The organism is Streptomyces mutabilis, assembly GCF_014649815.1.
GTDB lineage: Bacteria > Actinomycetota > Actinomycetes > Streptomycetales > Streptomycetaceae > Streptomyces > Streptomyces mutabilis.
Genome location: NZ_BMTT01000002.1, coordinates 196105 through 212812 on the forward strand (window position 1 = coordinate 196105; position 16708 = coordinate 212812).

Consider the following 16708-nt stretch of genomic DNA (forward strand, 5'->3'; position numbering starts at 1 on the left):
GTTGGCGCGTCCGCGCCGTTCAACCCCGTAGCCGACCGATTCCGCGCCGTTCCGAGGACGGACACCTCCCGGCGCGGCCCCGACCCACCGCACAACCGAACGCGCTACCCGCACCCCCGCCGAACCCGCACAGGCCGCCGCAGGCACCCCCGCCCCACCGCCGGAGGCACCCCGCACAGGCCGCCGCAGGCACCCCGCACCACGCCCCACCCCCACCACAGACACACGAGAGGCTGACCGACGTGCACGACGACGACCTCCTCGCACGGGCCAAGGCATGGCTGGCCGAGGACCCCGACGCGGACACCCGCGCCGAACTCGCCACGCTCATCGACACCGGTGACCGCGCGGAGCTCACCGCACGCTTCTCCGGCACCCTCCAGTTCGGCACCGCCGGCCTGCGCGGCGAACTCGGTGCCGGCCCCCTGCGCATGAACCGCGCCGTCGTCATCCGCGCCGCCGCCGGCCTCGCCGCGTACCTCGGGAAGCAGGGCCACGACGACGGCCTGGTCGTCATCGGCTACGACGCCCGCCACAAGTCGGAGGAGTTCGCCCGCGACACCGCCGCCGTCATGACCGGCGCCGGACTCCGCGCCGCCGTCCTCCCCCGCCCGCTTCCCACCCCGGTCCTCGCGTTCGCCATCCGCCACCTCGGTGCCGTCGCCGGCGTGGAGGTCACCGCCAGCCACAACCCGCCCCGCGACAACGGCTACAAGGTGTACCTCGGCGACGGCTCCCAGATCGTGCCCCCGGCCGACGCCGACATCGCCGCGGAGATCGACGCCGTACGCTCCCTGAACGACGTCCCCCGCCCCACCACCGGCTGGCAGACCCTCGGCGACGACGTTCTCGACGCCTACCTCGCCCGCACGGACGCCGTCCTCGCCCCCGACTCCCCCCGCACCGCCCGGACCGTCTACACGGCGATGCACGGCGTCGGCAAGGACACCCTCCTCGCCGCCTTCGCCCGGGCCGGCTTCCCCACCCCCACCCTCGTCAGCGAGCAGGCCGACCCCGACCCGGACTTCCCCACCGTCGCCTTCCCCAACCCGGAAGAGCCCGGCGCGATGGACCTCGCCTTCGCCAAGGCCCGCGAGACGACCCCCGCGCCCGACCTGGTCATCGCCAACGACCCCGACGCCGACCGCCTGGCCGTCGCCGTTCCCGTGACCGAACCCGGAGGAACCGGCACCGACTGGCGCATGCTCCGCGGCGACGAGGTCGGCGCCCTCCTCGCCGCCCACCTGGTCACCCGCGGAGCGCACGGCACGTTCGCCGAGTCGATCGTCTCCTCCTCCCTCCTCGGCCGCATCGCCGAGAAGGCTCACCTCCCTCACGAGGAAACCCTCACCGGCTTCAAGTGGATCGCCCGCGTCGACGGCATCCGCTACGGCTACGAGGAAGCCCTCGGCTACTGCGTCGACCCGGAGGGAGTCCGCGACAAGGACGGCGTCACCGCGGCCCTCCTGATCACGGAGCTGGCCTCCGTCCTCAAGGAGCAGGGCCGCACCCTCCTCGACCTCCTCGACGACATCGCGGTCGAGCACGGCCTGCACGCCACCGACCAGCTCTCGGTCCGCGTCGAGGACCTCTCCCTGATCGCCGCCGCGATGCACCGCCTGCGCGAACAGCCCCCGGCCCGCCTCGCCGGCCTGCCCGTCACGAACGCGGAGGACCTCACCCGGGGCACGGACACGCTCCCGCCCACGGACGGCCTGCGCTACACGCTCGACGGCGCCCGCGTGATCGTCCGCCCGAGCGGTACGGAGCCGAAGCTGAAGTGCTACCTGGAGGTGGTCGTCCCGGTCACGGCGCACGCCGACCTCCCTCAGGCCCGCGCAACGGCGCAGGACCTGCTGGCGGCCCTCAAGCGGGACCTGTCGGCAGCGGCGGGCATCTGACCGCACGCCCCGCCGGACTCACCCGGTCCCCATGGGGTGCCCCCACCCGGAGGCACCCCATCGGGTGGTATCCCACAACTCATTGACGGACCTTCCCGATCCCCGGCCGCACCCCGGGCAACGGTGGAGCGGAAGAACCGCACCGCCAAGAGCCAGGGAGCCGCCGCCGTGTCCTCGACCGCGCCCAAGACCACCGCCGGCGGACACATCCCCGGCACCCGGCGCCCCCGGACTCCCGCCGCACCCGCCCCGCCCCCGAACCCGCAGGCCCGCGCCCGGCACCTCCTGCGCGCCGCCCACGAGGCCGCACGGCATGCCGCCCCCGCCCTCGCCGCCTACCTCGCCGTACGCCTGACGGGTCTGGCGGTACTCGCCTTCTGGGCGCCCCGCCGCAACCAGGACCTGTGGGTCAACCTGGCCGCGCAGTGGGACTCCGACTGGTACCTGGGCATCGCCGAACACGGCTACACCGACGAACTCGGCACCACCCCCAACACCAACAACCTGGCGTTCTTCCCGCTCTACCCGGTCCTGGTGAAGGCGGTCGCGGTCCTCACCCCGGGCTCCCGCGCCTCCACGGGGCTCGGCCTGGCCGTCGTCGCCTCACTCGTCGCGGCGTGGGGGATCTTCGCGGTGGGCGACCGCCTGCACTGCCGCCGCGTCGGTGTACTGCTGACCACGCTGTGGGCGGCGTTCCCGGTCGGCGCGGTGCAGTGGATGGGCTACACGGAATCGCTGTTCACGGCGTGCGCGGCCTGGTCGCTGTACGCGGTGCTCACGGGCCGCTGGCTGTGGGCGGCCGGCTGCGCCACGCTGGCGGGCCTGACCCGCCCGACCGGCATCGCGGTGGCCCTCGCGGTCACGGTGACGGCGCTGCTGCACCTCGCCCGGCACCGCGCCCCCGCCCCGCGCGTCGTCGCGGCCGCGGCCCTCGCCCCGCTCGGCTGGTGCGCCTACCTCGCCTGGGTGGGGCTGCGGCTGGGCCGCTGGGACGGCTACTTCGCCGTACAGCGGCTCTGGTACAACGAGCTGGACGGCGGCCTGCGCACCCTGCACCAGTTCCGGTGGCTGCTGTGGCGCGACCCGACCCCGCAGCTGTTCCTGGTGGTGGTGACGCTCACGCTGGTCGGGGCGGTGGTGCTGTTCGGCCTGTCGGCGTGGGACCGCCAGCCGCCCGCGCTGCTGTTCTACACGGGCGTGATGCTCGTGATCGTGCTGGGCAGCGGAGGCGTCTACTTCCCGCGCGCCCGCTTCCTGCTCCCGGCCTTCCCGCTGCTCCTGCCGCTGGCCCTGCACCTGTCCCGCGCCTCCCGGCGCCACCGTGCGCTGGTGCTGACGGCCGCGGTGCTGGGCTCGACGTACTGCGGGGCGTACATGCTCCTGGTCTGGTCGGCGGCCCCTTGACGCCCCCGCCGCGGTCGCCCCGCGTCCGGGACCGCCTCCCGGACCGGGACCACCCCCGCACCCGTCCCCGTGGCCGTCACCCGATGGCCAGCAGCACCGCCAGCAGCACCGCCCCGGCCACCACCGGCGCGAAGATCTCGTAGGCCCACCGCACCGTCACCTCGCCCGAGGTGCTGGCCGGCTTCCGCGCCTCCAGCAGGCCGCGCAGTTCGTCCATGATCTTGTCGGCCTCGGCGCGCACCGGCCCGTCCGCCCCGGCACCGGCCGCCGCGCCATCGATGTCGCTCCTCCCTGACTGTCCGAAGCCGCCGAGCGCGCCCCCACGCCCACGGCCCGCCCCGGCGGACCGTCGCGCCTCCTGCCGTGCGGCCTTCTTGCGGCCGCGCAGCGAGACGGGGATGGACCACAGCTGGTATTTGTCGCCGCCCTCGGTGACGACCTCGTTGGAGTAGGCCGACCGGAACGAGGCGACCTGCCCCCAGGGCACCACGACCACGCGGAAGGGATTGCGCACGCGCAGCCGGTCGTCGTTGGCGAAGACGGCGGGCCGCACGGTGTAGGCGAGGACGAGCGGCACGAGGAAAAGCAGCGCCGCGAGCGCCAGCCAAGGCGTGCGCCCCTCCCCGGCGACCACGGCGTCGATACCGAGCCAGAGGGCGAGGGCGAGCAGCAGAACGCCACCGGCGATGCCGGCGGGCGAGCGGTAGACCCGGTCCTTGGACACGGGTACCGGCGGCTGCGGCGACGGTGACTGGGGCTCCGGGGTCGTCATGCTGCCGATTGTGCCCGACGCCCCGGACGGCGCTCATAGGCGGTGCCGGTCGGCACGCGGACCGGCACCGCACGCCGCGCACATGCCCGCACCCCTCCGCGCACGACGGTGCCGCCCTCTTGGACAACCGCACGGGGCTGTACAGCCGCTACGCGCGTAGATATGCTCGCCTGGTGACCATGCCCACCACTGCATCCGCTGCACCCGCACACGGACTCGCCGACGTCACCGCGTCCGACAGCACGCTGCGCCGCTTCCTCCACGGGCTGCCCGGCGTCGACGCGGTCGGCCTGGAGGCGCGCGCCGCCTCGCTCGGCACCCGTTCGATCAAGACCACCGCGAAGGCGTACGCCCTCGACCTCGCCATCTCGATGGTCGACCTGACGACGCTGGAAGGCGCGGACACCCCGGGCAAGGTCCGGGCGCTCGGCGCGAAGGCGGTCCGTCCCGACCCGACCGACCGCACCGCCCCGGCGACGGCGGCCGTCTGCGTCTACCCCGACATGGTGCCCGCCGCCAAGGAGGCCGTCGCCGGTTCCGACGTGAAGGTCGCCTCGGTCGCCACGGCGTTCCCGGCGGGCCGCGCCTCGATGGCCGTCAAGCTGGCCGACGTGCGCGAGGCCGTGACGGCGGGCGCGGACGAGGTCGACATGGTCATCGACCGCGGCGCGTTCCTCGCGGGGAACTACCTTAAGGTGTACGACGAGATCGTCGCCGTACGCGAGGCCTGCGGCACGTCCGCCCGCCTCAAGGTCATCTTCGAGACCGGCGAGCTGTCGACGTACGACAACATCCGCCGCGCCAGCTGGCTCGGCATGTTGGCCGGGGCCGACTTCATCAAGACCTCCACCGGCAAGGTCGCGGTCAACGCCACGCCCGCCAACACCCTCCTGATGCTGGAGGCGGTCCGCGACTTCCGCGCGCAGACCGGCGTCCAGGTCGGAGTGAAGCCGGCCGGCGGCATCCGTACCGCCAAGGACGCGATCAAGTTCCTGGTCCTGGTCAACGAGACCGCGGGCGAGGACTGGCTGGACAACCACTGGTTCCGCTTCGGCGCCTCCTCGCTGCTGAACGACCTGCTGATGCAGCGCCAGAAGCTGGCCAGCGGCCGCTACTCCGGTCCCGACTACGTGACGGTGGACTGATCACCATGGCACCTGTTTTCGAGTACGCACCGGCGCCCGAGTCCCGCGCGGTCGTCGACATCGCCGCGTCCTACGGCCTGTTCATCGACGGCGAGTTCACCGAGGCCGCCGACGGCAAGGTCTTCAAGACCGTCTCCCCCTCCACGGAGGAGGTCCTCTCCGAGGTCGCCGAGGCCGGCGAGGCGGACGTCGACCGCGCGGTGAAGGCCGCCCGCAAGGCCTTCGAGAAGTGGTCGGCGCTTCCCGGCTCCGAGCGCGCGAAGTACCTCTTCCGTATCGCCCGGATCATCCAGGAGCGCAGCCGCGAGCTGGCCGTCCTGGAGACCCTGGACAACGGCAAGCCGATCAAGGAGACCCGCGACGCGGACCTCCCCCTGGTCGCCGCGCACTTCTTCTACTACGCGGGCTGGGCCGACAAGCTCGACCACGCCGGCTTCGGCGCGAACCCGCGCCCGCTCGGCGTCGCGGGCCAGGTCATCCCGTGGAACTTCCCGCTCCTGATGCTGGCGTGGAAGATCGCCCCGGCGCTCGCGACGGGCAACACGGTGGTCCTCAAGCCCGCCGAGACCACCCCCCTCTCCGCCCTCTTCTTCGCGGACATCTGCCGTCAGGCGGGCCTGCCCAAGGGCGTCGTCAACATCGTCACCGGCGACGGCCGCACCGGCGCCGCGCTGATCGCCCACCCCGACGTGAACAAGGTCGCCTTCACCGGCTCCACGGCCGTCGGCAAGGAGATCGCGCGCACGGTCGCGGGCACCCGCAAGAAGCTGACGCTCGAACTGGGCGGCAAGGGCGCCAACATCGTCTTCGACGACGCCCCCATCGACCAGGCCGTCGAGGGCATCGTCAACGGCATCTTCTTCAACCAGGGCCAGGTCTGCTGCGCGGGCTCCCGCCTGCTCGTCCAGGAGTCGATCCACGACGAGCTGCTGGACTCCCTCAAGCGCAGGCTCTCCACCCTCCGCCTGGGCGACCCGCTGGACAAGAACACCGACATCGGCGCGATCAACTCCGCCGAGCAACTGGCCCGGATCACCGCGCTCGCCGACCAGGGCGAGGCGGAGGGCGCCGAGCGCTGGTCCCCGGCCTGCGACATCCCGGAGAACGGCTACTGGTTCGCCCCGACGCTCTTCACCAACGTCACCCAGGCGCACACGGTCGCCCGCGACGAGATCTTCGGCCCGGTGCTGTCCGTCCTCACCTTCCGTACGCCGGACGAGGCGGTCGCCAAGGCCAACAACACGCCGTACGGCCTGTCGGCGGGCATCTGGACGGAGAAGGGCTCGCGCATCCTGGCGGTCGCGAACAAGCTGCGCGCGGGCGTGATCTGGTCCAACACGTTCAACAAGTTCGACCCGACCTCGCCGTTCGGCGGCTACAAGGAGTCGGGCTTCGGCCGCGAGGGCGGCCGCCACGGCCTGGAGGCGTACCTCGATGTCTGACCGACTCAGTGTCTTCAAGACCTACAAGCTGTACGTGGGCGGGAAGTTCCCGCGTTCCGAGAGCGGCCGGGTGTACGAGGTGACAGACGCGAAGGGCAAGTGGCTGGCGAACGCCCCGCTCTCCTCCCGCAAGGACGCCCGTGACGCGGTGGTCGCCGCGCGCAAGGCGTTCGGCGCGTGGTCGGGCGCGACTGCGTACAACCGCGGCCAGATCCTGTACCGGATCGCGGAGATGCTGGAGGGCCGACGCGACCAGTACGTCGCGGAGGTCGCCGACGCCGAGGGCCTGGCGAAGTCGAAGGCTGCGGCGCAGGTCGACGCCGCGATCGACCGCTGGGTCTGGTACGCGGGATGGACCGACAAGATCGCTCAGGTGGTCGGGGGCGGCAACCCGGTCGCGGGGCCCTTCTTCAACCTCTCCTCCCCCGAGCCGACCGGTGTGGTCGCCGTCCTGGCCCCACGGGAGTCGTCGCTGCTCGGCCTGGTCTCGGTCGTCGCCCCGGTCATCGCCACCGGCAACACGGCGGTCGTGGTCGCGTCGGAGAAGTCGCCCCTGCCCGCCCTCTCCCTGGGCGAGGTCCTGGCCACCTCCGACCTTCCCGGCGGCGTGGTCAACGTCCTCTCCGGCCGTACGGCGGAGATCGCCACCCCGCTCGCCGCGCACCAGGACGTCAACGCGATCGACCTCACCGGCGCCGACGAGACGCTGGCGAAGGAGCTGGAGATCGCGGCGGCGGACAACCTCAAGCGCGTCCTGCGTCCACAGCCTGTGGACGACGCGGACTGGTCGGCGGCGCCGGGCATCGACCGCATGACGGCGTTCCTGGAGACGAAGACGGTCTGGCACCCGACGGGCGCGCTGGGCGCGTCCGGCTCCTCCTACTGAGGCGCCACAGGACACGCACCGCGCCCACGGGACGAGCCGCGTCCTCCCTCCGTCCGGGGAAGGCGCGGCTCCCGGCGTTCGGAGGCGGGACGGTCAGCGCAACAGCTCCGTCGCCTGTCCCACCACCGGCACGGAGCCGACCGACCGCGCCTGTGCCACCGGCCCGGTCAGGGCGGTGGAGGTCAGCGGCTGGAAGTCGGCGACCTCGGTGCCGACGCCGTTGTCGAGGGGGTCGACGCCGGTGCCGGCCAGGGGGTTGGGCTTGAGATCGGCGGCCGGCCCGGTGACGTGGCCGACCGTGCCGGTCACGGCCCGGAGGCCGGCCTGCGGGTCGATGTCGCCCAGCGAGGCGGGCCGGGTGTGCGCCGGGCCGGCCATCGTCTCACCGCTGTCCGCGGAGGCCGTCGCGGCGCCTGCCGCCAGGGCCGCCCCGGCGGTCGCGAGGGCGATCAGGGCGCGCTGGGCGTGCGGGGTGCGGGGGTACGCGTGTCGGGCCATCGCTGCTGCCACCTCTTGGTGTGGGGTGCTCGGGACTACCGTGGTAACAGCGCGGAAGGTGAACAGGTCACCGCGCAGTGTCATCGCGGTGTGACGCGCACTGCAAAGTCGTCCCGCCGGGTCGTACGGCGGCCGTTCGATGCCTCAGACTGGTGTCCCGTGACCTCCCATCCGCCCATACCGACGCGAGTCGTGCTGCTCTGCGGCCCTTCCGGCTCCGGCAAGTCCCTCCTCGCCGCCCACTCCGGCCTCCCGGTGCTGCGGCTCGACGACTTCTACAAGGAGGGCACCGACCCGACGCTGCCGCTGACGCCGCAGAGCTCCGACATCGACTGGGACCACCCTGGCTCGTGGGACGCGGACGCCGCCGTCGCCGCGATCACGGAGCTGTGCCGGGCGGGCCGTGCACAGGTGCCCGTCTACGACATCTCGCGCAGCGCCCGCACCGGCGAGGAGACGGTCGACATCGGGCGGACCCCGCTGTTCCTCGCGGAGGGAATCTTCGCCGCCGAACTCGTGGCCCGCTGCCGGGAACTGGGCGTCCTGGCCGACGCGCTGTGCCTGAGCCGGGGCCCGGTGACGACCTTCCGCCGCCGCCTCGTGCGGGATCTGCGGGAGAACCGCAAGTCGGTGCCGTTCCTGCTGCGCCGCGGCTTGCGGCTGATGCGGCAGGAGCGGTCCGTCATCGCACGGCAGACGGCCCTGGGCGCGTACGCCTGCGACCGGGACGAGGCGATGGGCCGACTGGCGGCCGCGGCGGCGGGACGGTGCGCCACGGTGCGTACGGCGGCGTAACACGCCCTCGCGCGCACCCCCGTACGCACGAGAAGCGGGACTGGACGGACCCCCCGGCCCTCCAGTCCCGCTCTCTTCCCCCGTGTCCCCCGTTCCCCCGTGTCCCCCCGTTGTTCCCCCGTGGTGCTTCCCCGTGAGTAAGAGCCCGGTCCCCTCCCCCTGATACACCCCGGCTCGAACTTTTTTCACGGGTTCCTGCGGAGGTCACCCCGGACCTCCAGACCTTCAGGCGACGAGTTCGCCGAAGGCGTCCTCCCGGTCACGGCCGAAGCTGAGGACCTCGTCCTCGCGCAGCCGGCGGAGCGACCGCCAGATGCTGGACTTCACCGTGCCGACACTGATGCCGAGGATGTCCGCGATCTCCGGGTCCGTGCGGCCCTCGTAGTAGCGCAGGACCAGCATGGTGCGCTGGAGTTCGGGCAGCCGGGCCAGCGCCTGCCACAGGACGGTGCGCAGCTCGGTGCCGCGCATCGCGTCCGTGTCGCCGGGCGTCTCCGGCAGTTCCTCGGTCGGGTACTCGTTGAGCTTGCGGCGGCGCCAGGCGCTGATGTGCAGGTTGGTCATGGTGCGGCGGAGGTATCCGCCGACCGCCGCCTTGTCACTGATCCGGTCCCACGCCCGGTAGGTCGAGAACAGCGCGCTCTGCAGCAGGTCCTCGGCCTCGAAGCGGTCGCCGGTGAGGTGGTAGGCGGTGGCGTACAGGGAGGCGCGGCGCTCCTGGACGTAGGCGGTGAACTCCGCCTCCGACAGCGAGCGGCGCTCCCCCTCGGCCTCCCCGTACGCCGTTCCCCCGTGCGGTCCCCCCTGGGTTCCCCCCTTGGCGGCGTCCACCACCGTCATGTAGGTGGTGTGCTGCCGCCCGGTGCCGCGAGCGCACCCCCGCCCGCTCACGGCACCGGACTTCTCCGCGGACCGGTGTGCGTGCACGTCGTGCAGACGCGTGACCACTGCGCTGGTGCTGGTGCCGTGCAGCGTGTTCATCTCGCGCCCCCCGTCGTGGACTTACGGTGTTCGACTTCGGTACTGCGTCTTGCGTCCTGCTGTGTTGCCTGTGCCGAAAAGCTTGCCGGGGTGACTTCATGACCGTGTCCGCCGACTGTCACAGACCTGTCACAAGGCTCCGTCACGGGTGCGGCACGGTTCCTTCACAGGGTCCGGCGGCAGGGTCGGTGCCGTTGTGGACCCACAGGTCGAACCGCACCCCCTCCATGGGCCAGAATGAGCCCGTGCCTTCCCTGTTGCTGATCGAGGACGACGACGCCATCCGCACGGCCCTGGAGCTCTCACTGACGCGCCAGGGTCACCGGGTGGCCACCGCTGCAAGCGGTGAGGACGGTCTGAAGCTGTTGCGCGAGCAGCGGCCGGACCTGATCGTGCTGGACGTGATGCTGCCCGGCATCGACGGGTTCGAGGTGTGCCGGCGCATCCGGCGCACCGACCAGCTGCCGATCATCCTGCTGACCGCCCGCAACGACGACATCGACGTGGTCGTCGGTCTCGAGTCGGGCGCCGACGACTACGTGGTCAAACCCGTCCAGGGCCGGGTGCTCGACGCCCGGATCCGGGCCGTGCTGCGGCGCGGGGAGCGGGAGTCCAGCGACTCGGCAAGCTTCGGCAGCCTGGTCATCGACCGTTCCGCGATGACCGTCACCAAGAACGGGGAGGACCTCCAGCTCACGCCGACCGAGCTGCGGCTCCTGCTCGAACTGAGCCGGCGGCCGGGACAGGCGCTGTCCCGGCAGCAGTTGCTGCGGCTGGTGTGGGAGCACGACTACCTCGGCGACTCCCGGCTGGTGGACGCCTGCGTGCAGCGGCTGCGCGCCAAGGTCGAGGACGTGCCGTCGTCCCCGACCCTGATCCGTACCGTGCGGGGTGTCGGCTACCGGCTGGATCCGCCTCAGTGACACAGGAACACCAGGGGGGTTCACGCGGCTGGGCCGCGGCTCGCAAGGGAGTCTGGGCCGGGCTGCGCTTCACCAGCCTGCGTCTCAGGCTCGTCCTCGTCTTCGGTCTGGTCGCGCTCACCGCGGCCGTCTCCGCGTCCGGCATCGCCTACTGGCTGAACCGGGAGGCGGTGCTCACCCGCACCCAGGACGCCGTGCTGCGGGGCTTCGAGCAGGAGATGCAGAACCGCGCCGGCGCGCTGCCGGAGAACCCCTCGCAGGACGAGTTGCAGCACACCGCGGGGCAGATGGCCAACAGCAGCCAGCGGTTCAGCGTGCTGCTGGTCGCCGAGAACTCCGACGGGAAGACCGTGTACGGCAGTTCCGGCGGGCTGGGCGGCTTCTCGCTGGCCGACGTGCCCGAGTCGCTGCGCACCGCCGTGGGCAAGGAGCAGAGGGTCACCTCGGCCAACAAGCACCCGTACCACCTGTACTGGCAGCGGATCACCGAGGACGACACCCCGTACCTCGTGGCCGGGGCGAAGGTGATCGGCGGCGGGCCGACCGGCTACATGCTCAAGACGCTGGAGCCGGAGGCCAAGGACCTCAACTCGCTCGCCTGGTCGCTGGGGATCGCCACCGGGCTCGCCCTGCTCGGCTCCGCGCTGCTCGCCCAGGCGCTGGCGACGACCGTGCTCAAGCCGGTGCACCGGCTGGGGGTGGCGGCGCGGCGCCTCGGCGAGGGCAAGCTGGACACCCGGCTGCGCGTGTCCGGCACCGACGAACTGGCCGATCTGTCCCGGACGTTCAACAGCGCCGCCGAGAACCTGGAGAAGCGGGTGGCGGACATGGCGGGCCGGGAGCAGGCGTCGCGGCGCTTCGTGGCGGACATGAGCCATGAGCTGCGTACCCCGCTGACGGCGATCACGGCCGTGACGGAGGTGCTGGAGGAGGAGCTGGAGTTCGAGGGCGGCGGCTTCGACCCGATGATCGAGCCCGCGGTCCGGCTCGTGGTGAGCGAGACGCGGCGGCTCAACGACCTCGTGGAGAACCTGATGGAGGTCACCCGCTTCGACGCGGGCACGGCCCGGCTGGTCCTGGACGACGTCGACGTGGCCGACCAGATCACCGCCTGCATCGACGCCCGCGCCTGGCTGGACGCCGTCGACCTGGACGCCGAGCGCGGCATCCACGCCCGGCTCGACCCGCGCCGCCTGGACGTGATCCTGGCCAACCTGATCGGCAACGCGCTCAAGCACGGCGGGTCGCCGGTGAGGGTGTCGGTGGCGCGGGCGGACGACGAGGTCGTCATCCGGGTGCGGGACCACGGGCCCGGCATCCCCGAGGACGTCCTGCCGCACGTCTTCGACCGCTTCTACAAGGCGAGCGCCTCTCGGCCGCGCTCCGAGGGCAGCGGGCTCGGCCTGTCCATCGCCCTGGAGAACGCGCACATCCACGGCGGTGAGATCACCGCCGAGAACCACCCCGAAGGGGGTGCGGTGTTCGTGCTGCGGCTGCCTCAGGCCCCCTCGCCGCCGACGGACGGGGACGAGGACGCGGCGGACGGCGGGGGCGCCGACGGCTCCTCGGGCTCCTCGAACTCCCCGGGCTCTGCCGGTTCCCGGGGGGACGAGGGCAAGGACGCGAAGGGACAGGTCTGATGACCGTACGCCGCCTGCCGGTCCGTCCGGGGCCGGCCGTGCTGGGTGTACTGGCGCTGCTGCTCACCGGGTGCGGTATCCGGTCCACGGAGGTGCCCACCGACTTCGGTCCGGCGCCGTCGCGGGTGCGCTGCTCGCTCGCCGAACCGGATGTGTCCGCGCGGACCGTGCCCGGTGTGCCGGTTCAGGTGTTCCTGCTGTGCGGTTCGTCGCTGGTGGCCGTGGACCGGACGATGCAGGTGCCGGAGGCCGCGGCGGGCTCCGGTCGGCGGGTGACGGTGGCGCAGGGACTGCTCGACGAACTGACGGAGCCGCCGTCGGCCGCGGAGAAGCAGGCCGGTTACACCACGGACGTGCGCGGCGAGGTCGCGGTGACCGGCCCGCGCACGGGCGACCCCGAGGACACGCTGCGGCTGAGCACCGCCCCCGCCGACCTCACCTCGTACGCGCTGGCCCAGATCGTGTGTACCTTCTCCGACTCGGCGGCGGCCGAGGGCGACGGCTCCGTCATCCTGGCCGGCCCCTCCGACGCGCCCGCGCGCCGCTACTCCTGCACGGACGAGGTACGGGCCCGGCCGGGCAGCAACGAGCCGCCGCCCACCGAGGTCACCGACGGCTGACGGGCGGGAAGGCCACCCCCGGGGCGCGCAGTGCGGCGCGGGGTCCCTCCCGTCCGGCCGGGGGCGTGGGTCCGGGGCGTGTGGCGTGGGCCGTGTGGCGCAAGCCTCACCCTTGCGTGGGAGGTGCCGGAACCGCGCGCGGCGGCGGCCGCGTCTAGGGGGGCGTGCAGCGTCATGGGTTCCTCGGCGGCAGCGCCGCGCTCCGCATCCGTGTGACAGGAAGTGCTCTCCTGGTCGCACATCTCGCGTTCGTCGCCTGGTACACCCTGCGGCCGCTGGACGTCCCCTGGGTGCTGCCGCCGAACCTGCAGCCCTTCGACGGGATCCGCGCCGATCTGGCGCTGGGCTGGCCCGCGGCGGCGCGGGCCATCGGCGGGTCGATGGCGCTGCTGGCACCACTGGGCGTGCTGCTGCCGGTGGCGGGGGGCCGGCTGACCGTCTCGCCATTGGGCTCGCTGCTGCGCACCACGGCCGCGGGGGCCCTGCTGTCGCTGGGCATCGAGCTGCTGCAGACCGGGGTGCCCGGTCAGGTCGTCGATGTCGACTCACTGCTGCTGAACACGGCCGGCGTGGCCCTCGTGCACCTCGCCGTCGTTCCCGCGGGCCGTGCCCGGCTCCGTCGCAGGTCCGAGCGTGGGCGGCGGGACAACGTCCCCCAGGAGGAGCACGCTCAGGGTCGGACCCCGACGATTCCCAGGGTCGGTATCGCCCCGTAGAGCGACGCTTTGTTCCGTTCGTCTCCGTAGCGTGGAGGGCAGATGAAGGGGAAGTCGACCAGGCAGTCCCCGCCACACGCAGATGAAGGAGCCGCGATGTCCCGCCTCGCCCGCCCCACCCACGGCCGCATGATCGGCGGAGTGTGCGCCGCGCTGGCCCGGCGCTTCGGCACCTCCACCACCACGATGCGGGTGATCTTCCTGGTCTCCTGCCTGCTGCCCGGCCCGCAGTTCCTGCTCTACCTCGCCCTGTGGATCCTGCTGCCGTCCGAGGAGAAGGCCGCGCGCACGGCCTGGTAGACCGTCGGACGCACCTCCCTTGGGCACGCCGAAGGGGCGCACCCGGGGACACCGGGTGCGCCCCTTCCGGCGCGTCGGGAGGGCGCGGGTCAGCCGCCGAGCGGGATGCCGTTGACCGGCAGGCCCTGCGCCGGCAGACCGCCGAGGAGTCCGGCGACCGGCTTGGCCGGGGTGTCGGCGAGCTGCTGCTCGACGACCTTCTCGACGAACGGCGGCGCGGAGGTCAGACCCGCACTGGAGAGGTGGCGGCCCTGCTCCACGACGTTGCCCACGCCGGGCGCCACCTGGGAGACGGCGTCGGCCGGGAGCGTCTGGGCGACGGAGTCCACCGTCTTGGTGGCGTCCGGGAGCTCCGGGGCCGCAGTGGCCGCGCCCGCGCCGGCGGCGGCGAAGGCGGCGCCGAGGGCAGCGACACCGAGGGTCTTGGCAGCAGACTGCTTCATGAAATGCGTCCTCGAATGGAATGACGGGGATGTGAGCGGGCCTCGACCGTAAACATGCACCGCACCCGGCGGCAAACATCGAAATGCGGACGGATTGTGAAAGCCCGCCCGCATGTCCGCATTACCGTCCCCTTCCCGTCAACCCTTATCCTCGACAGAACCGCTGGTGGAAGCCGTCTGCTGGAACAGCCATTCGGACTTCAACTCGGCATAGCCGGGCTTGATGACGTCATTGATCATGGCCAGTCGTTCATCGAAAGGGATGAACGCTGATTTCATCGCATTGACGGAGAACCACTGCATGTCGTCGAGCGTGTAACCGAACGCGTCGACAAGGTGCTCGAATTCACGGCTCATGCCGGTGTGGGACATCAGCCGGTTGTCCGTGTTCACGGTGGCACGGAAGTGCAGTCGGCGCAGCAGGCCGATCGGGTGCTCGGCGTACGAGTCGGCCGCGCCGGTCTGGAGGTTGGAGCTGGGGCACAGCTCCAGGGGGATGCGCTTGTCCCGGACGTAGGAGGCGAGCCGGCCGAGCTTGACCGTGCCGTCCTCGTGGACCTGGATGTCGTCGATGATGCGCACGCCGTGTCCGAGCCGGTCGGCGCCGCACCACTGGAGGGCCTGCCAGATGGACGGCAAACCGAAGGCCTCACCCGCGTGAATAGTGAAGTGATTGTTTTCACGCTTGAGGTACTCGAAGGCGTCGAGGTGCCGGGTGGGCGGGTAGCCGGCCTCCGCGCCCGCGATGTCGAAGCCGACGACTCCGAGGTCGCGGTAGCGGTTGGCGAGCTCGGCGATCTCCAGGGCGCGTGCGGCGTGCCGCATGGCGGTGAGCAGGGCGCCGACGCGGATGCGGTGACCGCTCTCGCGTGCGCGCCGCTCGCCCTCCCGGAAGCCTTCGTTGACGGCCTCGACGACCCCTTCGAGGCTGAGCCCGCCCTCCAGGTGCTGCTCGGGGGCGTAGCGCACCTCTGCGTAGACGACGCCGTCCGCGGCGAGGTCCTCGGCGCACTCGGCGGCGACCCGGACCAGGGCGTCGCGGGTCTGCATGACGCCGACGGTGTGGGAGAAGGTCTCCAGGTAGCGCTCCAGCGAACCGGAGTCGGCGGCCTGGCGGAACCAGGTGCCGAGCCGGTCGGCGTCGGTCTCCGGGAGCTTCGAGTAGCCCGTGTCCCGGGCGAGTTCGACGACCGTGCCGGGGCGCAGCCCGCCGTCGAGGTGGTCGTGCAGCAGAACCTTCGGCGCCCGGCGGATGTGGTCCGGCGTCGGTGTCCTCGCGCTGGTCGTCGCGGTGCTCTGGCTCGTCATTTCCGCACTCTAACTCCTACGCGCGTAGAGCAACGGGTGAACGCACGGACCCGGGGAACGCGCCGCACGGAACCAGGGTTTACGGATCCGTCGATATGTAACGGTGACTGCGAGGACGGGTGGCGTACACCCGGTCTTCTGAGAATGTTCTGCCATGGCACAGCAAGCGACGCCGGTCCGTCGGGCCCGGCTGGGGCGAACGCTCGGTCCGGAGAGGACGGCGGTGAGCGGGGTGGTGCTGCTGCTCCCCGGCGGGGACGAGGTCTCCGGCCGCAGACCGTCTCCGTTGCTGGCGGCGGCTTCCGTGCGCGCGCTCGGGCGCCGGCTCGCGCGCGCGGGGCGGGACGAGGGCCTGGCCGCGCACGTCGTGCACTACCGCTACCGCGGCTGGAACGGTGCGGAGGCCCACCTCGCCCGCGACGCCGACTGGGCCGCCGAGGAGGCCGTACGGCGCTACGGCGACGTGCCCGTCTGCCTGGCCGGCATCGGCATGGGGGGCCGGGCCGCGCTGCGCGCGGGAGGGCACGATGCCGTCAACTCAGTGCTTGCGATCGCCCCTTGGCTGCCCGACGAGGACATGGCCGCGCCCCCCGAACCGGTGAAGCAGCTCGCCGGGCGTCAGGTGCTGATCGTGCACGGCACCAACGACGAACGCAGCGACCCCGAGCTGTCGTTCCGGCTGGCCTCCCGGGCGAAGAAGGCCAACCGCGCGGTGTGTCGGTTCGAGGTCCACTCCGACGGTCACGGTCTGCGCCACTACCGGGAGGAAGTCCTCGCGCTGGCCGAGGATTTCGTGATGGGCGCGCTCTTCGGGCTGCCCTTCTCGCGTCCGGTGGAGGACGCCCTGGCGGCTCCCCCGCCGCTGGGACTGCGGATGCCGTTGGCGGTGGGGTTCGGGAAGTCGTTGCGGCGGTAGGTCCGTGGCCGGTCGCGG

17 protein-coding genes are annotated in these 16708 nt (G+C 72.3%); 12 read left to right on the forward strand and 5 right to left on the reverse strand.

Annotated features, from left to right (window positions below; genetic code table 11):
• The first annotated feature begins 233 nt into the window (after positions 1–233).
• Complete coding sequence (locus IE142_RS05040; protein WP_191885040.1) at positions 234–1901, forward strand: phospho-sugar mutase; 1668 nt, start codon at positions 234–236, stop codon at positions 1899–1901.
• Positions 1902–2024: 123 nt separating this feature from the next.
• Positions 2025–3305, forward strand: coding sequence for a putative hexosyltransferase (locus IE142_RS05045; RefSeq protein ID WP_229830168.1), 1281 nt, complete (start codon positions 2025–2027; stop codon positions 3303–3305).
• A 76-nt stretch (positions 3306–3381) separates the two neighbouring features.
• Here IE142_RS05045 and IE142_RS05050 read toward each other — a convergent pair whose 3' ends face one another.
• Complete coding sequence (locus IE142_RS05050; RefSeq protein WP_191884587.1) at positions 3382–4077, reverse strand: PH domain-containing protein; 696 nt, start codon at positions 4075–4077, stop codon at positions 3382–3384.
• 179 nt (positions 4078–4256) lie between these two features.
• Between IE142_RS05050 and deoC the strand changes: the two genes are divergently transcribed.
• Genes deoC through IE142_RS05065 form a run of 3 tightly spaced genes read left to right on the forward strand, consistent with a single transcriptional unit; the run spans position 4257 to position 7550 of the window.
• Entirely contained in the window at positions 4257–5222 is a 966-nt protein-coding gene (gene deoC, locus IE142_RS05055; protein ID WP_191884588.1) for a deoxyribose-phosphate aldolase, read from the forward strand.
• 5 nt (positions 5223–5227) lie between these two features.
• A complete protein-coding gene (locus tag IE142_RS05060; RefSeq protein ID WP_191884589.1) occupies positions 5228–6664 on the forward strand; it encodes an aldehyde dehydrogenase family protein in 1437 nt (478 codons plus the stop codon).
• Positions 6657–7550 (forward strand): aldehyde dehydrogenase family protein, encoded by an 894-nt coding sequence (locus tag IE142_RS05065; RefSeq protein WP_191884590.1) that lies wholly within the window; start codon positions 6657–6659, stop codon positions 7548–7550. Before IE142_RS05060 ends, IE142_RS05065 begins: the two co-directional genes overlap by 8 nt.
• 93 nt (positions 7551–7643) lie before the next feature.
• Here the strand turns inward: IE142_RS05065 and IE142_RS05070 are convergent, their stop codons facing one another.
• Entirely contained in the window at positions 7644–8048 is a 405-nt protein-coding gene (locus tag IE142_RS05070; RefSeq protein ID WP_191884591.1) for a hypothetical protein, read from the reverse strand.
• Between the two features lie 192 nt (positions 8049–8240).
• On the opposite strand from IE142_RS05070, the gene IE142_RS05075 reads away from it, so the two are divergent.
• Complete coding sequence (locus IE142_RS05075; RefSeq protein WP_191885042.1) at positions 8241–8843, forward strand: uridine kinase family protein; 603 nt, start codon at positions 8241–8243, stop codon at positions 8841–8843.
• Positions 8844–9068: 225 nt separating this feature from the next.
• On the opposite strand, the gene IE142_RS05080 is transcribed toward IE142_RS05075, so the two are convergent.
• Positions 9069–9824 (reverse strand): SigE family RNA polymerase sigma factor, encoded by a 756-nt coding sequence (locus IE142_RS05080; protein WP_191884592.1) that lies wholly within the window; start codon positions 9822–9824, stop codon positions 9069–9071.
• Between the two features lie 245 nt (positions 9825–10069).
• On the opposite strand from IE142_RS05080, the gene afsQ1 reads away from it, so the two are divergent.
• From afsQ1 to IE142_RS05105, 5 genes are all read left to right on the forward strand, one after another.
• Positions 10070–10747, forward strand: coding sequence for a two-component system response regulator AfsQ1 (afsQ1, locus tag IE142_RS05085; protein ID WP_029394402.1), 678 nt, complete (start codon positions 10070–10072; stop codon positions 10745–10747).
• Positions 10744–12387 carry an ATP-binding protein gene (locus IE142_RS05090; RefSeq protein WP_191884593.1) on the forward strand — a complete coding sequence of 548 codons (1644 nt, stop codon included), beginning with the start codon at positions 10744–10746 and terminating at the stop codon, positions 12385–12387. The genes afsQ1 and IE142_RS05090 overlap by 4 nt, the downstream gene beginning before the upstream one ends.
• Positions 12387–13007, forward strand: a complete 621-nt coding sequence (locus IE142_RS05095) for a hypothetical protein (protein WP_191884594.1) — start codon at positions 12387–12389, stop codon at positions 13005–13007. The genes IE142_RS05090 and IE142_RS05095 overlap by 1 nt, the downstream gene beginning before the upstream one ends.
• A 164-nt stretch (positions 13008–13171) precedes the next feature.
• Positions 13172–13723 (forward strand): VanZ family protein, encoded by a 552-nt coding sequence (locus IE142_RS05100; RefSeq protein WP_191884595.1) that lies wholly within the window; start codon positions 13172–13174, stop codon positions 13721–13723.
• Positions 13724–13819: 96 nt separating this feature from the next.
• A complete protein-coding gene (locus IE142_RS05105) occupies positions 13820–14023 on the forward strand; it encodes a PspC domain-containing protein (RefSeq protein WP_043380648.1) in 204 nt (67 codons plus the stop codon).
• 89 nt (positions 14024–14112) lie between these two features.
• Here IE142_RS05105 and IE142_RS05110 read toward each other — a convergent pair whose 3' ends face one another.
• Both IE142_RS05110 and IE142_RS05115 read right to left on the reverse strand, forming a co-directional pair.
• Entirely contained in the window at positions 14113–14466 is a 354-nt protein-coding gene (locus tag IE142_RS05110) for an ATP-binding protein (RefSeq protein ID WP_191884596.1), read from the reverse strand.
• Positions 14467–14604: 138 nt separating this feature from the next.
• Entirely contained in the window at positions 14605–15774 is a 1170-nt protein-coding gene (locus IE142_RS05115) for an adenosine deaminase (RefSeq protein WP_191884597.1), read from the reverse strand.
• A gap of 154 nt (positions 15775–15928) precedes the next feature.
• On the opposite strand from IE142_RS05115, the gene IE142_RS05120 reads away from it, so the two are divergent.
• Positions 15929–16690 (forward strand): alpha/beta hydrolase, encoded by a 762-nt coding sequence (locus IE142_RS05120; protein ID WP_191884598.1) that lies wholly within the window; start codon positions 15929–15931, stop codon positions 16688–16690.
• The last annotated feature ends 18 nt before the right edge of the window (positions 16691–16708 follow it).

Bases quoted from the DNA above. Each gene is read 5' to 3' on its own strand.
- IE142_RS05050 (WP_191884587.1), bottom strand. From the start codon at position 4,077: ATGACGACCCCGGAGCCCCAGTCACCGTCGCCGCAGCCGCCGGTACCC.
- deoC (WP_191884588.1), top strand. From the start codon at position 4,257: ATGCCCACCACTGCATCCGCTGCACCCGCACACGGACTCGCCGACGTC.
- IE142_RS05060 (WP_191884589.1), top strand. From the start codon at position 5,228: ATGGCACCTGTTTTCGAGTACGCACCGGCGCCCGAGTCCCGCGCGGTC.
- IE142_RS05065 (WP_191884590.1), top strand. From the start codon at position 6,657: ATGTCTGACCGACTCAGTGTCTTCAAGACCTACAAGCTGTACGTGGGC.
- IE142_RS05070 (WP_191884591.1), bottom strand. From the start codon at position 8,048: ATGGCCCGACACGCGTACCCCCGCACCCCGCACGCCCAGCGCGCCCTG.
- IE142_RS05080 (WP_191884592.1), bottom strand. From the start codon at position 9,824: ATGAACACGCTGCACGGCACCAGCACCAGCGCAGTGGTCACGCGTCTG.
- IE142_RS05095 (WP_191884594.1), top strand. From the start codon at position 12,387: ATGACCGTACGCCGCCTGCCGGTCCGTCCGGGGCCGGCCGTGCTGGGT.
- IE142_RS05105 (WP_043380648.1), top strand. From the start codon at position 13,820: ATGTCCCGCCTCGCCCGCCCCACCCACGGCCGCATGATCGGCGGAGTG.
- IE142_RS05110 (WP_191884596.1), bottom strand. From the start codon at position 14,466: ATGAAGCAGTCTGCTGCCAAGACCCTCGGTGTCGCTGCCCTCGGCGCC.
- IE142_RS05115 (WP_191884597.1), bottom strand. From the start codon at position 15,774: ATGACGAGCCAGAGCACCGCGACGACCAGCGCGAGGACACCGACGCCG.
- IE142_RS05120 (WP_191884598.1), top strand. From the start codon at position 15,929: ATGGCACAGCAAGCGACGCCGGTCCGTCGGGCCCGGCTGGGGCGAACG.